This is a genomic window from Infirmifilum tikiterense (genome assembly GCF_054696565.1).
The window spans coordinates 428,859-442,774 of record NZ_CP182482.1 but is presented as its reverse complement, the minus strand read 5'-3'; the positions used below and the strand labels follow the sequence as shown (position 1 = coordinate 442,774).

The following is a 13,916-nucleotide window of genomic DNA, read 5'->3' as shown; positions in this document are numbered from 1 at the left end:
ATCTAACCTCTTAGTACGTACTTGGAGCTCACCTTCCTCTTAGCCCGGCTCCGGCAAGAAGGACACACTAGGTGCAGGCCCCGGAGGCGCAGAGGCGTAAGGCACTTAGGGCATCGCGCTATTATCACGCCGAACTCCCTTCCTTTAATCGAGAGAAGGTAAGGGGGACCCCCAGGCTCGTCAACTCTGGCTCGAAGCACGTCGCCGTACCCAATCACCTCATAGAGAGTTTTTACCCTACTAGTGGATACGTTCGAGATGGTTAAAACACCGGAAACCGGGGGGTAAATCTCGGAGCCTCTATTCTCGACGTAGAAAATCTTTAGGTAAGCAACCGGGTCCCGTATGAGGTCCACCGTCGCGTAGACAACATCTCCCGTCCTTAGAGGTAGTGGGCTCTCCTTGCTTGGCTTAACTTCGATTAAGTGGTGAAGCTGATCCATGTGCACGCGACCAAGCAGTTTCGACTTTAAGTATCCGTCCTCGCCTAGATACACGCCGCTCCCAGCAAGGTACTCCTCCTCGACTCCCAGGATGTCGCCAGGAACCACAACATCGCCTGAAGACATACATCTTCCCCCTTTCTCTCACACCCACACCCTTAAAGTTGTTGTTTTTTGTTGCCCAGCTGGAGGTTGCTACACCGGCCGCGCCCGGCCTCGCGGACTAAAACTGGAAAAAGCTCTATCCTCGACTTCCATATGCGAAGGCGAGGCTGGTTTTCTTTCTCACGTAGAGCGTTCTACTCTTATGACGGCAACTCGAAAGCAGTATACACGCTTCCGATGCCACTCGAACATCGGAGGGAGACAAATTCGGTCCCGGTGTAGGACCGTTGCTTGGGCCCCCCAACGCCTCACCACACTTAAAATGTATTCGAGAGACGTCTCCTTGTGGATAGAGTACACGACATGGGCACAGCGTAGTGCAGACCGTAGAAACGCCACGTCTGAACCCTTTCTATGGACTCCGAAAGGCGGGTTTTGAATCACCGTTTCAAACGAGAAGTTTTCCCTAAACGGTAATTCGTTAACATCTGCTGCGACGAGATCCAAGAACGCGTACACTCCAGCATCCTGAGACCACTTCTTAGCAACCTCGAGGGAGTCCGGGTCGATATCGAGTAGAGTTGCGACGCTAGCTCCTAGGAGGACTGCCCCGATCCCGAGACGACCGGTCCCCGAGCCAAGGTCTAACACCTTTTTTCCCGAAATGTCGCCGAAGTGGAACTCGGCGATCCAGAGGAGGGTGGAAGCTAGAGTGGAGGGAGTTGCGTACTGCTCTAGCTCAACCCGTGGCCGAGGATGAGGCGGTATCGTGTTCAAGGCTAATTCAAGCTCACGCTTGCGTCTCACGTAGAAACCAGGTAGCTCTTTTCTCACTTCTGTAACCTGTAGCGGAGAATCGCACCTATCCCGCCAAATGTTCTCACGAACTCCTTTCCTTCACTCGACTGCATCGAGACAATGACGACCTCAGCCCCACCTTGCTCCGCAAGCTCTGCGAGCTCCTCAACGAGATCCTTTTCATCGATAACTTCCACTTCTCCACCGCATTTGGGGCACTTAATGCTCGTCTGCGCGTCTCTCTGAACCGTGACTGTGAACTCGTGCTTACAGGCCTTGCATACGGCATGGATCCGGATCTTGTTAAGCCCCTCGGATATGAGTAGCTTTTCCACAGCGTTGGCCTTCAGTGCCTCACGAACCTCATCTTCACCGTATGTGACTAAGCCGGTGTCCCGCGATAAGTGATAAAGAAACTCGTTCACCGCCTCTCGCTCCTTCATGAACTGAACATCTCGGAGTAGATCTTTAGCTCTCTCGACGAGCTCGTACACCCCAGCTGCGCCGCCATAGCCGACGTCGAAGATGCCTATTATCTTCTGCTTAAGCTCGTAGTGCAGGTAATCGCCTTCGGCGAACTCTTGCTTCGAGAGGCCTGGACCCCCGATGATTATCCCCCTCAACTCGTCCTTTATAGGTAGCAGTATTTTATTCGCGTGCTCACCGACCCGTTTGTAGAACTCGTGTACAAGCTGCTCTATTATCCTCTCGAACCTCCTTGCGGACTGGCCACCTGCCCTGTGTTTCCCCGGAACTCCCGCAGTAAGCTCGTCGACTATCTCGAGGCTCTTGCCTCTTAGAAGTGCAATGGCGGCTTCATCTCTCTCAATAAGTATTAAAGCATATACGTCTTTTACCTTTATCATGTCCTCGAGTATTTCTGTGTAAAACCGCGAGTCGCATCGGTAAAGCCAGACCTTCAACTTTTGGGGAGGCTCAAGAAGGTAGACCTCCATCTTTTCACGGCCAGGCACGTCGCTAGCAGTGTAGCCTGCAAAGACGACTAAGCCGTTTGGAGGTGTCTCGCGGAATAGCTTCAGGCGGTTTATTATTGTGGCTAGAGCGTCGAGAACGTGGTGCCTTGTTGTGCGGTCTTTGATGTTGGACGCCGTGGCGTACTCGTAGTTCAGTGTATTAATTACATCGGCTATCGGACGGCCCGCTGGGATGTACAGCGAGACGAGTTCTGTGCCGCGCCCCTCCTTCTTCTTCAGTTCCTCGACCAGTTTTTCGAGCTTGTAGCGTTCCACATCTTCGCGCATTCGATATCACTCAATTTCCAGCGTATCAAGGGAGGAGTGTTGAGAATTAATAAGTTTTTATTTGTCTTAGCGTGGGATGTACTTTGTGGGAAGGATGACAGGAACGGTTATAAAACTCGGAGGAAGCCTTCTCTTCGATGAGACTGGCAGGCTTAAAGCAGATTACCTGAAAGCCTTTCTGAGGGTTCTCAGTGAGGTAGACACGGGGGACTCAAAAAAGATAGTGGTTGTGGGAGGAGGCGCGACTGCTAGAAGGTACATTACGGTTGCCCGCGAAGTGTGCAGCAATGAGTCGGCATTGGACCAGTTGGGAATAATTGCTTCCCGTCTGAACGCCTCGCTTCTCTTCACGATGTACTATGGCAAGCCTCCTCTTGTGCCATCCTCGCTGGAGGAGCTAATGAAACTCTACTACTCGGACCTACCCGTAATATTTACGGGAGGATTGCAGCCCGGTCAGTCCACCACAACTGTCTCAGCGTTGGTAGCGGAGGCTACACGCTCGCGCCTTATCATCGCCACAGACGTCGATGGCATCTTCACAGCCGACCCGAAGAAGGATCCTAGCGCGAAGTTGCTCGAGGAAGTGGACGTCGACTGGCTGATCGAGATGTTCGCTAACCCCCAGAAGGCTGGCGAGTACAGGCTCTTCGACCTCCTCACACTGCAAATAATAAAGCGATCCAGGATTGAAACGATAGTGCTTAACGGCTACCCGCCAGAAAACATAAAAAGGGCGCTGGAGGGGCAGAGAGTCGGCACGCTTATAGTATTTCCTTGACGATGTCGGCGAGATCTTCGAGTGAAGAGGCGACCTTTATACCCGCGCGTGTAAGAGCCTCAACCTTGCTCGTGTAGCTTCCCGTAGCCCCGTAGACTATTGCACCTGCGTGCCCCATTTTCTTCCCTGGAGGTGCGTACTTGCCGGCTATGAAAGCCACGACGGGTTTTTTGCTGGGTAGCTTTGAGTAGAACTCCGCGAATCGCTCCTCCTTGTCGCCCCCTATCTCCCCGACGAGAACAATGGCCTTTGTGGCAGGATCATCAGCAAAGAGCTTGTACGCATCCTCGAATGTTATGCCGGTCACGGGGTCTCCGCCTATCCCCACCGCCGTCGAGACCCCTAGCCCCCTCTCGATCAGGTGAAGCGAGACTTCGTAGGTGAGAGTTCCGCTTCTCGAGACGAGACCGACGTTGCCAGGCTTGAAGTATTCGCCCGGCATTATGCCTACCTTGCATTTAGGAGGTGTGATAACACCCGGTGTATTGGGCCCCACGATCAGGGCGCCGTGGCTGCGTGCGTACAGCACAAAGCGGAGGGTCTCGTGCACCGGTATGTGCTCCGTGATCACAACGATCTTCCTCAAACCGGCATCCACGGCCTCGTACACGGCGTCCGGCGCGGCAGGGGCCGGGACGAAGATTATGGACACATCTACCTCAGGGTGATGCTCAACTGCCTCTTGGACGCTGTCGTATACTGGGACCCCATGGACCTCGCTACCACCCCTCCCAGGTGTAACCCCTGCAACCACTCGTGTTCCATACTTCAGCATTTCGCCGGTGTGGAGCGCGCCTTGTCGCCCAGTTATACCCTGTACAAGGACCCTAGTGTTCTCGCCAACGATGATGCCCATCACTCGACCACCTGGCGTACAGCCTCTTCAAAGTCCCTGAAAGCACGAATACCTTGCTCCTCGAGGATCTTTCTGCCTTCGTCCTCCATGAAGCCCGACAGCCTGAAAACAACCTTCACATCCCCTCTGCCGGATTCTCTAAGTGCATCCACGGCTCCACGCGCAACTTCATCGCAGCGGGTGATACCGCCGAGTATGTTTACGATCACGCGTTTAATGTTCGCCCTGCTGAGAACAAGCATCAAAGCAGTTTTGACTCTCTCGGCGCTAGCGCCGCCGCCGAGATCAAGAAACACGCCTGGGCGACCACCGAGAGCCGCAACAGCATCCATAGTGGCCATGGTCAGTCCCGCGCCGTTCCCTATCACCGCTATGTCTCCGTCCAGCAGGATTAGGGAAAAGCCCATTTTTCTAGCGGTGTTTTCTTCGAGAGAAAGCTCGGACTCGTAGCGAGCTCGGATTTCGCTGAGCCGAGGGTTGAGGTCAAGCGCATCGTCATCCACGATTGCTTTCGCATCCAGGGCCACAATCCCGTCATCGGTGAGAGCGAGCGGGTTAAGCTCTAGGAGGTGCAGGTTGTATTCCCACACGGCGGAGTACATGCCCTCTAGGATTCTATGGGTCTCATCGACCGGTAGTTCAAGAAACTTTGCGACACGGCGCGCCATGTACTCCCTTACCCCTTCGAACGGGTTAATCCTCACCTTCAAAACGCCGCTTGCTAGAGCCTGAGTCTCCACATCGATGCCGCCACTCCTAGAGGCTAAAAGTAGCAGGTATGGAGGGGTATAGTCCACCATCATCGACAGGTATAACTCCTTCTGAACATTCATCCTCTCGGACACAATAACATACCTTACCGAGCTCCCTCCAAAAGCCCTCGACATTAGCTCTAGCACCGCTCTCTCCGCCTCTTCCCTGCTGTCTACAAATTTCACTAAGCCTGCCTTGGCTCTTCCCCAGCCCCTCACCTGTGCCTTAACGACATAGGGAGGATCTATTGAACTCAAGCAATCACTGAGGCTCTCGGGTTTAGATTTATCAACTACGCAGTGCGGCTCTACGAGTATCCCGCTTCTCCTGATCAACTCCTTTACCTCAAATTCGTACGGGATCAAGATGCTTCCGTCTATCCATTTCCTTTAAAGTTAAATAAATTTTAAGATCAAGACTCTAAAACCCCCTGAGAAGGTAAACTGAGCTCAGTATAGCGGATAGCGACTTCGAGGCCTCAAGGTAATTTTTCATGCCAACTCTGATCTCGATGATTGGTGCTCCAGGAAACAACCGCTCAGAAAAGACTGCTGATGTTAGGATGACGCCTCTACGCGGCGAGTAATACCCAGGTACTGAGGGGCCACAGAGCACATCGCTGTTTACTTGACTAACAGCTATCTCGAGCAACTCGCTTACTGAAGCGTACCACCTCTCGCTCAGGGCAAAGCAGATTAGCTCATCGGACCAGCATGACAGGTGTACGACGAGTAGAGGGTCTAAGGCCATTTGATCTATGAGTAGCGACCTCAGCGGCTGGAGGAGAGCTTCCTCTGGAGCTTCGACGAGCATCGTGGATCCATCGTGGAATAAAGCCACGATCACCCGATCCTCGCCAACCTGGATGCGCTTGATACGCTCGAGCTCTTGGGCGCTGTGGGTCGCAACTAAGACGAGGTTGCCGAGCTCAAGTACTCTGGCTCCCTGCCCCTCAGAGACCGGTTTAAACTCCCCAAGATCACTCAGGAGTTCGTCAACCGAAGAAGCCTCCCTGCCTAGGAGGAGTCTCGAGAAAAACGGCAGTCCCTGGCTAATTGATGGAAAAATGCATGGAACAGCCACGACATGTGTGTCTCCACTATACTTCAAAAGAGTGTCGGCGATTACTTCTGAGGCCCGAGTGCAACCGTAGGAGTCCCCGATTAAGACAATGGGAGGGTACTCCTTGAGACCGAGCTCGAAGGCTCTGACAGGCTGACCGAAAAAGTCTCTGCTCTCATAGACCGTTGCTGTGAGCAGTTCAAGTGAAGAGTATATTTCTAAACACGACATGGTTCACGAGCACTATTGTGCTGGAAGCGTTGTCTTATTAACGTACCTCATGCGACTTAGAGCCTAAAGTTTTAATTCACTATTCGAAGTTTAGGAACGGACGGTGGTGATTGTTGAAAGTAAAACTACTGGGAGCTGCGCAAGAGGTGGGTAGATCTGGGATCCTGCTCACCCTCGACGATGGTAGTAAGATACTGCTGGATTACGGCGTAAGCCTTGAAGGAGAGGAGCCCCAGTTCCCGTTACCAGTGAAGCCGAAAGAGATTAGCTTCGTGTCCCTTTCCCACGCGCACTTAGATCACAGCGGAGCGCTCCCCCTGCTCTACGTCTCGGCTTCCCCACCGCTAGTGACGACACCATTGACCCTAAGCCTTTCAGACCTCCTGATAAGAGATTTCCTTAAGCTATCGAAGTACTACGTGCCGTACGAGTACTCGGAAGTTAAGGGGATGATGGAGAACGCCGTGCTTAAGGGGTTTAACGAGACATATGAGTTTGGCGGCGTTACAGTCAGCCTAGTGGATGCTGGACACATCCCGGGTAGCGCAATGATCAGCATCGACACGGGTAGCTACACTGTGGTCTACACGGGTGACTACGCGTTGCACGATACGTGCCTGCTTAGGATGGGTGATAAGTCCGCTCTCTCTAAAGCCGACCTCGTGGTTACGGAATCCACCTACGCGGAATTTGATCACCCCCCTAGGGATTGGGTGGAACGGGAGTTCATTGCCACGGTAACAGAGGTCATCGAGGGGGGTGGTACTGTTCTCATCCCGGCTTTTGCCGTGGGTAGAGCCCAGGAAATACTCTGCGTTCTAGCCAAGTATAACTTCCCGTACAAAGTCTACGTTGATGGAATGGCGAAAGCCGCAAACGACCTCATTCTCGAGGACAGTCACCTCTTACGGGATCCGGGGCTCTTCGAGAAAGCTGTGGGCATGGCGACTAAGGTTAGGGACTGGAACGACCGTAAAAAAGCTGTTGAGGAAGCTTCGGTCATAGTGTCCCCCGCGGGCATGCTACAAGGCGGGCCCAGCGAGTACTACATGGAGAAGATCATGGAGAAAGAGAAGAACGCTGTCGTATTCGTTAGCTTTGCAATACCGGAGACGCCGGCGAGACAGGTGCTGGAGACGGGGGTCTTCGCGTCGCCCACAAAGAAAGGCATGGTGAAGGCTAGGGTTGAGTGGTTCGACTTCTCAGCCCATTGCGGAAAAAGTGAGCTTATCGAAACTGTGAAGATTTCCAAGAGCAACGCTAAATTTCTCCTAGTGCACGGGGAAGCTGAGGCAGAGAGGGCAATGAAAAAATACGTGGAAGAGCAGGGTCGGGAGGCCTTAATGCCAGCGCTTGGCGAGGAAGTAGAAATAGAGATTTAACCGCTATTCAACCTTGATCTTAACGCCTCTCTCCTTCTCTTTTTTAACTTTCTTTTCTACGGTGATCGTCAGCACGCCATTCTTGTACTGTGCCTTAGCGGTATCCGGCTTAATGGCCTCCTTGAAAGTGATCTCCTTGTAGTACTTCCGGTCCCCGCTAGTAGAGATTGTCATCGAGTTTTCCGTTGCCTCAATGTTTATTTGGTCTTTCTCAACACCAGGAATGTCAACAATGACGCGGTAATAATCTCCCTCGTCGAACACGTCAGTGAACGGCTCAATCGCATCCCTGATTACGGGCTTCACCGGCCCCGGCCGAATGTTCCCCCACTCTCTGACTTTCGGCACACCGTCTGGACCTATTTCCACCGAGAAGCCGTAGTAGTAGGGACCTATTACACGGCTGCCGCCACGCCCCTCGATGAAGGGTTCCCGAATCATCTCCTCAAACATCTTGTCGAACTCGTCCATCAGTTTCCGAACGCGCCTAAACCACTCGTCAAACTCGCTCATACGGTCCACCGTGTGTATTTCTAAAAGCAAAGGTTAAAAGATTTCGGCCAAGGTGCTGACTGGGCAGGCCCAGGAAAACTTTTATAATATCGAGTGGTTATGTGCGGAGGAGCTCGTATGTCTCAAGGTACCCTAAAGGTGGTTAGCGACAAAACGAACGCGGTCATACCTAGGAGAGAGCTCGTGGTAGAAGTCGAGCACTGGGGTCAGGGAACCCCTACGAGACAGTACATTGCGGACTTGCTTCGAAACACACTGGGGCTACCCAGCACTAACGTTGTTGTGGTGCGTAAGATAGTTACAAGCTACGGGTCCTGCGTAACTCGAGCCTACGTGCACATATACAACTCGGAGGACAGAGCCCGAGCCTTCGAACCGAGATACATACTCAAGAGGAACGGCCTTCTAAAGGAAGAGCAACCCCAGCCGAAGCAAGGGTGAGGGCTTTGGCGAACGTGCACAAGCTTTACGAGTACGATTACAAAACCGGGACGATAAGGTTAAAGAACAAAAAATGCCCACGTTGTGGCTCGATAATGGCCCACCACCTCAAGCCCGTTGAGCGCTGGGCATGTGGGAAATGCGGCTACACGGAGTTCGTTTAGTGGTTTCTCGATGGTTCTCGTTCTAGGCATTGAATCGACAGCTCACACGTTTGGTGTCGGCATAGCCTCGGAGAACGGGGACATTCTGGCTAACGTCAACAGCACCTACGTACCACCCAGCGGGGGTATAAAACCCAGCGATGCGGCGGAGCACCACAGCAGGGTCGCTGTCGACGTACTTCGCCGCGCTTTAGCAGAAGCCGGGCTGAGCTTCCGCGACCTGGACGCAGTCGCCGTGGCGCTAGGTCCCGGCATGGGTCCCTGCTTGAGGGTTGGCGCAACGCTTGCAAGGTACCTAGCTCTGAAGTTCGCGAAGCCCCTAGTCCCCGTCAACCACGCCGTCGCGCACGTGGAGATCGCTCTGCTGTCTACAGGCACAAGGGACCCGGTAGTAGTGTACGTGGCTGGGGGAAACACCATAATTACCGCCTTCAACGAGGGGAGATACAGGGTATTCGGGGAAACATTGGACATACCTCTTGGGAACTGCCTGGACGCGTTCGCGAGGGAAGTCGGACTAGGTTTCCCGGGTGTGCCGAGAGTAGAAGAGCTGGCGAAGCGCGGCTCTAAGTACATCGAGATGCCCTACGTGGTTAAGGGTCAGGATCTCTCGTACAGCGGGCTTTTAACCTACGCGATTAAGCTGTACAAGGAGAAGAGGTACCCGCTAGAGGACGTGTGCTTCAGCCTTGTAGAGACTGCTTACTCGATGTTGGTTGAGGTGACGGAGAGGGCCCTTGCTCACACGGGGAAAAAGGAGGTCGTTCTGACAGGTGGTGTTGCCAGAAGCGAGCTTCTTTCGAAAAAGCTGAGCAGCATGGCGGAGTCGAGAGGCGTTAGATTCGCCAGGGTGCTCGGAGAGCTGGCTGGCGATAACGGGGCCATGATAGCCTACACCGGCGCGCTGGCATACGCTAGCGGGATAACCATCGATGTGGATGAGAGCAGGATTAGGCCTCTCTGGCGTTTAGACGAGGTAGAAATACCGTGGAGGAAGTGATCCGCACGTTAGAGGAGATGCTTGGGCTTGAGAACACCTCAGTTGTTGCTGTGGGGGCTGAGGCGGTTCTCGTTAGAGGAGAAATCGCGGGCGAGAGGGTAATGGTGAAGTATCGCGTCGCGAAGCCTTACCGGCACCCCCAGCTGGATGCTAGGTTACGGGTAGCTAGGACTAGTCTCGAGGCGCGACTACTCGCGAAAGCGGGACTGCTGAGCGTTAATGTCCCGCACGTGGTCTACATGGATGCCTCTAACGGAATCCTTGTAACCAGCTTCGTGGAAGGGAGGAGGCTGAAGGACATTCTCAACGAGAGTGTCGATGACGAGGTAGTGCGCGAGCTGATGAGGCAGGCTGGCTCAATGGTTGCCAAACTCCACGTTAACGGAATAATTCACGGAGACCTCACTACAAGCAACCTGATAGTGCAAGGCGACAAGGTGTGGCTCATAGACTTCGGGCTAGGATACTTCTCCCAGCGCGATGAGGACCGCGGCACTGATATCCACCTTCTCTTACGCGTCTTCGAAAGCTCACACCCGCTGATGGCGTCACGGCTCCTAGAGTACTTCCTCCAGGGTTACCGATCAGTGGCCGGCGAGGAGTTCACGATGCGCGTCCTTGAGAGGATGCAGGATATAAGGATGAGAGGACGCTACGTCTCTGCTAGGAGAAGGAGCCTGAGACAACCTTTTTGAAGAACTCGTCGGGGTCTCCGGGGTCCACGCCCAGCTCACTCACATATCGGTATACATTTCTTATATCGTTCCTCAGGAAGTCCAGGGCGTTCGGGTGAGACCTGAGAACGGCGGAGCCGAAGTCTATAACGACGATTTCATCATTTTCTCTGATCATCACATTGTATTCCGAGAGATCCGCGTGAACCAGCTCAGCATCCCAGTAGAGTCTAGTTATAAACTCTTTCAGGGAGTTCAGCACTTTCTCCGGATTGGTCGGTGGGCGGTCTTTGAGCAAGGGGTATGGTACACCCTCCTCGCCAATGAATTCCATTACGAGAACGTTCTCCTCAAAAGCTATCGGCCGCGGAACTGGGAGCCCCGCCTCGCGTGCACGCTTAAGGTTCCTAAACTCCTTTCTGCACCAAGTACTTATGAGCTTCACGGGGTCACGGGGAGCGTTCTCGAAGCGCGGGTCGCTGAGAATGTATTTCATCCGACTTTTCCTAAACTCTGCTGTCCACACCATGTATATCTTCACGGCAACGTCCTCCCCCCTCGGAGTCTTCCCCCAATAAACGCGGGCTTCTTTCCCGGTGGACACGGTGCCGTAGAGCTTAGAGAGAATCCCCTTGTTCATCAACCTGTACACAGCCATGAGCGTCCTGAAGTCGAAGACGTCCTCGAGAACTTCCCTGAGCTCTGAATCTTTCTCAGGCCTCTTGTAGCTCATAAATCAAACCTGGCTCCATTTTTCCCACAGGTCAACACGGCGCCTCTTCAACCCGTACCTCTCTCTTTCGAGGAATTTAATCACGGTCTGGTGCGACTGGCCTCGGACAAGTCTCGAGATGGCCTCCTTAGCCAGCCTGAGCTGCTCGAAGTCCCCTATAAGTCCAACGACCTTGTCGCCCACAACCACTTTTACGCCGACAACTTCCTCGAGGGTTTTCTTGAACTTACCCTCAGCCCCTATAATGCGGGACTTTATCCTACTCAAATCCGACTGGTTCCTGGCGACCTCGCTTAAGTCTATAATTTCGAAGTCGTAAAGGTCGTCAGCCAACAGCAGAACATCTTCAAGAGGAAAACCAAGAGCGAGAGCCTCCACGGCCTTCCTGGCTCTAAAGACATTGTACATCGAAGCCCCTTCGCCGGGCTCCACGAAGACCAAACCCTTTTCGCTATCAACATGCAGCTTTACGTTAAACGTCTCTTCTACCTTCCTCTTGTTAAACCCGCCGCGCCCCACCACTATTCCCAGCCGTTCAGGGTCAACCGGTATGGGCAACCGCCCCGATGCGCTCACGCTCAGACACCTCTCCGAGATCACGCTAACAGTGGATATAAAGCTTCGTTACTAGCTACGGAAGAAAGTGCGGGGGCCGGGATTCGAACCCGGGCAGGCCGACGCCAGCGGAGCCTCAGTCCGCCCCCTTTGACCTAGCTCGGGCACCCCCGCTCCTACTCTTTCTGCCAAAGACGGAATATTAACTTTTCCATCACTTTTATGAAAAATAGATGGCTCCGTACAGATTCAGGCCCCGGGTTGGTATTACGGTTACTCCAGCCACCGCAGCAGATGTGTTGCGCGGGGAAAGTACAGTCAGAGTCGACTTCGGCCTGCGAAAGGCCCTCGTTCGGTTTGAGGGAGGCGAGGCTGTATTCGAGACCGAGATCGGGCTTTTCCGCGTGGAAGTTGATGCGCTTTCGTTCCTTGCTGAGAGCGACCGTTTGCTATTCCTACCCGCGTCGGGGAAGCCTTATGTGGTCGAGGTTAGAGGCGCGCACTACTACAAGCTGAGGTACCTGGGCGAGGGGGTGGCTCCGACGCTCGAGATCGACGGAGTGCACATGCACAACATTGTTGGTACTACACCAACAAGGGATGCAGCAAGGAAGGTCAGCTTGCTCAGAGTTAAGCGGGGTGAAAAGGGTCTGGACATATGCACGGGTCTAGGGTACACCGCTATAGAGGCTTGGCGGCGCGGTGCCTCGGTAAAGACTGTGGAGGTCGATGTCAACGTGCTCTACATCGCCGAGCACAACCCTTTCTCAAGGCATTTAGAAAACATCGAGGTGATACTAGGCGACGCTTTTGATGCCGTGGATGAGATGCCAGAGGGGGAGTTTGACTTTGTCCTACACGATCCGCCCGTCTTTCCCTTTGCACCCGAGCTCTACAGCAGGGATTTCTACAGGAAGTTAAGCAGGGTCCTGAAGAGAGGTGGGCGCCTCTTTCACTACACGGGAGCCCCCGGCAAGCATAGGGGAGTAGACTTGCAGCGAGGGGTCATCGCGAGGCTTCGAGAAGCTGGCTTCATGGTAGTTCGCGTCGAGAGAGGATACGGAATTGTGGCCGTGAAGGAATAGCCCACGTCGCCTGATAAGCGGGCTCCGCGGGGCTCGACTCGTCACTCCTCAGACCTCGCAAAGGCTCGTCATCGCCTGATGTAAGAACGTGGACTGAATCTTATAAAAGTGGGCCCGCCGGGATTCGAACCCGGGGCCTCCGCCGCTCCTAGGCTTGACGCCTTGTAAGGGCGACATCCTAACCGCTAGACCACGGGCCCTGGACGTTAGTGATGAGTCGTGGTGGACTTAAAAGCTTTAGCTTGAAATTTCGGCAACGCATTTTCAGTTGCTGCACTTTGAGCCAACCACTCCACCTCACTTACACCCGCGTGGTGGGCGCCCTACGTTTTCCACTGGCATGAGCTAGTGCTAGAGGCACGCTTTTTCAAGGTTAGCGCGGCAGGAAGCATTGACTGCTCAGCAAACATAGGGGAAGGTAGATCACGTTGTGCCCTGAAACACTCGGCTCCTAAAGCTAAGTTTAAATCCAGGTTTATGCTATTGAGTCCCGAAAGCCCGGTGGTGTAGCGGTCAAGCATGGCGGGCTCTGGCCCCGCAGATCCGGGGTTCGAATCCCCGCCGGGCTACCATCGCTATTCTTCCAGGTTGGACCGGGATAGATTTATTTAGTCCAGGGGGCTTTCGAGCGCAGGTGTTGTTGTGCGGGTGCGAGGCCTCAAGAGCTTAGCGGTGTACTCTGTCAACAAGGACTCTGAGGTATTCTGGCTCGACCTCTCCCTTGCGGGTTACCGCAAGGTGCGGAGCGGTGAACGCTACGCAGCGTTTTTTGATGAGGTTTACAGGTGGCTTCGAGAATACGGTATAGCCCCCGAAGAGTATGCTGCATCAAACTACGTGGTGCACATGCAGCCGCCGGGAGGGTCTGGAAGAACATCAACAGTGCTACTGGTAACGCTCACGAAGAAAGGCCGCGTGGTCTATGCCGCTCTGGCCTCCTTTACTCCAGGCGTGCTTCTGCGCATGAGTAGTCAGCTGGAGAAAGCGGGGTGGAAAAGCAAGTTCTTCCTAGACTTTAGCGTCAGGAAAGAGGCCGTTTCGTGAAGTTCCAGCATATCTTTGTAGCTTTCTCCTAGGT

General features: G+C 53.8%; 17 protein-coding genes and 3 tRNA genes. 9 read left to right on the top strand and 11 right to left on the bottom strand.

The window, feature by feature from the left end:
• Positions 1-2 precede the first annotated feature (2 nt).
• The 3 genes from ACNO7C_RS02405 to prf1 all read right to left on the bottom strand — a co-directional run bounded on the left by ACNO7C_RS02405 (position 3) and on the right by prf1 (position 2,608).
• Positions 3-569, bottom strand: coding sequence for an exosome complex RNA-binding protein Csl4 (locus tag ACNO7C_RS02405; protein WP_318536368.1), 567 nt, complete (start codon positions 567-569; stop codon positions 3-5).
• A gap of 159 nt (positions 570-728) precedes the next feature.
• Positions 729-1,382, bottom strand: a complete 654-nt coding sequence (locus ACNO7C_RS02400) for an METTL5 family protein (RefSeq protein ID WP_318536369.1) — start codon at positions 1,380-1,382, stop codon at positions 729-731.
• Positions 1,379-2,608 (bottom strand): peptide chain release factor aRF-1, encoded by a 1,230-nt coding sequence (gene prf1 / locus ACNO7C_RS02395; protein WP_460025419.1) that lies wholly within the window; start codon positions 2,606-2,608, stop codon positions 1,379-1,381. Before prf1 ends, ACNO7C_RS02400 begins: the two co-directional genes overlap by 4 nt.
• Positions 2,609-2,684: 76 nt before the next feature.
• Here prf1 and pyrH point away from each other — a divergent pair, with 76 nt between their 5' ends.
• Positions 2,685-3,389, top strand: coding sequence for a UMP kinase (gene pyrH, locus ACNO7C_RS02390; RefSeq protein ID WP_460025418.1), 705 nt, complete (start codon positions 2,685-2,687; stop codon positions 3,387-3,389).
• Here pyrH and sucD read toward each other — a convergent pair.
• From sucD to ACNO7C_RS02375, 3 genes are read right to left on the bottom strand one after another with little or no spacing between them, the layout of a single operon-like run.
• Positions 3,373-4,245, bottom strand: coding sequence for a succinate--CoA ligase subunit alpha (sucD, locus tag ACNO7C_RS02385; protein ID WP_460025417.1), 873 nt, complete (start codon positions 4,243-4,245; stop codon positions 3,373-3,375). The genes pyrH and sucD overlap by 17 nt on opposite strands.
• Positions 4,245-5,363 (bottom strand): ATP-grasp domain-containing protein, encoded by a 1,119-nt coding sequence (locus ACNO7C_RS02380; protein ID WP_460025416.1) that lies wholly within the window; start codon positions 5,361-5,363, stop codon positions 4,245-4,247. The genes sucD and ACNO7C_RS02380 overlap by 1 nt, the downstream gene beginning before the upstream one ends.
• A gap of 55 nt (positions 5,364-5,418) precedes the next feature.
• Positions 5,419-6,291, bottom strand: coding sequence for a hypothetical protein (locus tag ACNO7C_RS02375; protein ID WP_460025415.1), 873 nt, complete (start codon positions 6,289-6,291; stop codon positions 5,419-5,421).
• Positions 6,292-6,404: 113 nt separating this feature from the next.
• Between ACNO7C_RS02375 and ACNO7C_RS02370 the strand changes: the two genes are divergently transcribed.
• A complete protein-coding gene (locus ACNO7C_RS02370; protein ID WP_460025414.1) occupies positions 6,405-7,673 on the top strand; it encodes an MBL fold metallo-hydrolase in 1,269 nt (422 codons plus the stop codon).
• A 3-nt stretch (positions 7,674-7,676) separates the two neighbouring features.
• On the opposite strand, the gene hsp20 is transcribed toward ACNO7C_RS02370, so the two are convergent.
• Positions 7,677-8,186 (bottom strand): archaeal heat shock protein Hsp20, encoded by a 510-nt coding sequence (gene hsp20 / locus ACNO7C_RS02365; protein WP_460025413.1) that lies wholly within the window; start codon positions 8,184-8,186, stop codon positions 7,677-7,679.
• A gap of 117 nt (positions 8,187-8,303) precedes the next feature.
• Between hsp20 and ACNO7C_RS02360 the strand changes: the two genes are divergently transcribed.
• The 4 genes from ACNO7C_RS02360 to ACNO7C_RS02345 are packed head-to-tail and all read left to right on the top strand — an operon-like array spanning position 8,304 to position 10,486.
• Positions 8,304-8,627, top strand: a complete 324-nt coding sequence (locus ACNO7C_RS02360; protein WP_460025412.1) for a 30S ribosomal protein S24e — start codon at positions 8,304-8,306, stop codon at positions 8,625-8,627.
• 5 nt (positions 8,628-8,632) lie between these two features.
• Positions 8,633-8,791 carry a 30S ribosomal protein S27ae gene (locus ACNO7C_RS02355; RefSeq protein ID WP_318536378.1) on the top strand — a complete coding sequence of 53 codons (159 nt, stop codon included), beginning with the start codon at positions 8,633-8,635 and terminating at the stop codon, positions 8,789-8,791.
• Between the two features lie 10 nt (positions 8,792-8,801).
• On the top strand, positions 8,802-9,791 hold the full coding sequence (gene kae1, locus ACNO7C_RS02350) for a KEOPS complex N(6)-L-threonylcarbamoyladenine synthase Kae1 (protein WP_460025411.1): 990 nt from the start codon (positions 8,802-8,804) through the stop codon (positions 9,789-9,791).
• Positions 9,779-10,486 carry a Kae1-associated kinase Bud32 gene (locus ACNO7C_RS02345; RefSeq protein ID WP_460025410.1) on the top strand — a complete coding sequence of 236 codons (708 nt, stop codon included), beginning with the start codon at positions 9,779-9,781 and terminating at the stop codon, positions 10,484-10,486. Before kae1 ends, ACNO7C_RS02345 begins: the two co-directional genes overlap by 13 nt.
• Here the strand turns inward: ACNO7C_RS02345 and ACNO7C_RS02340 are convergent.
• The 3 genes from ACNO7C_RS02340 to ACNO7C_RS02330 form a co-directional block, all read right to left on the bottom strand.
• On the bottom strand, positions 10,455-11,198 hold the full coding sequence (locus ACNO7C_RS02340; RefSeq protein WP_460025409.1) for a serine protein kinase RIO: 744 nt from the start codon (positions 11,196-11,198) through the stop codon (positions 10,455-10,457). The two genes, ACNO7C_RS02345 and ACNO7C_RS02340, sit on opposite strands and share 32 nt — an antisense overlap.
• Positions 11,199-11,201: 3 nt before the next feature.
• On the bottom strand, positions 11,202-11,774 hold the full coding sequence (locus ACNO7C_RS02335; RefSeq protein ID WP_460025408.1) for a KH domain-containing protein: 573 nt from the start codon (positions 11,772-11,774) through the stop codon (positions 11,202-11,204).
• Positions 11,775-11,842: 68 nt separating this feature from the next.
• Positions 11,843-11,927: transfer RNA gene (locus ACNO7C_RS02330), tRNA-Leu, on the bottom strand.
• A 59-nt stretch (positions 11,928-11,986) separates the two neighbouring features.
• Here ACNO7C_RS02330 and ACNO7C_RS02325 point away from each other — a divergent pair.
• Positions 11,987-12,838 (top strand): RsmD family RNA methyltransferase, encoded by an 852-nt coding sequence (locus ACNO7C_RS02325; RefSeq protein WP_460025407.1) that lies wholly within the window; start codon positions 11,987-11,989, stop codon positions 12,836-12,838.
• 109 nt (positions 12,839-12,947) lie between these two features.
• Here the strand turns inward: ACNO7C_RS02325 and ACNO7C_RS02320 are convergent.
• Positions 12,948-13,038, bottom strand: a tRNA-Val gene (locus ACNO7C_RS02320).
• Between the two features lie 295 nt (positions 13,039-13,333).
• On the opposite strand from ACNO7C_RS02320, the gene ACNO7C_RS02315 reads away from it, so the two are divergent.
• Both ACNO7C_RS02315 and ACNO7C_RS02310 read left to right on the top strand, forming a co-directional pair.
• Positions 13,334-13,410: transfer RNA gene (locus ACNO7C_RS02315), tRNA-Gln, on the top strand.
• Between the two features lie 70 nt (positions 13,411-13,480).
• Complete coding sequence (locus tag ACNO7C_RS02310) at positions 13,481-13,882, top strand: hypothetical protein (protein ID WP_460025406.1); 402 nt, start codon at positions 13,481-13,483, stop codon at positions 13,880-13,882.
• Positions 13,883-13,916 lie beyond the last annotated feature (34 nt).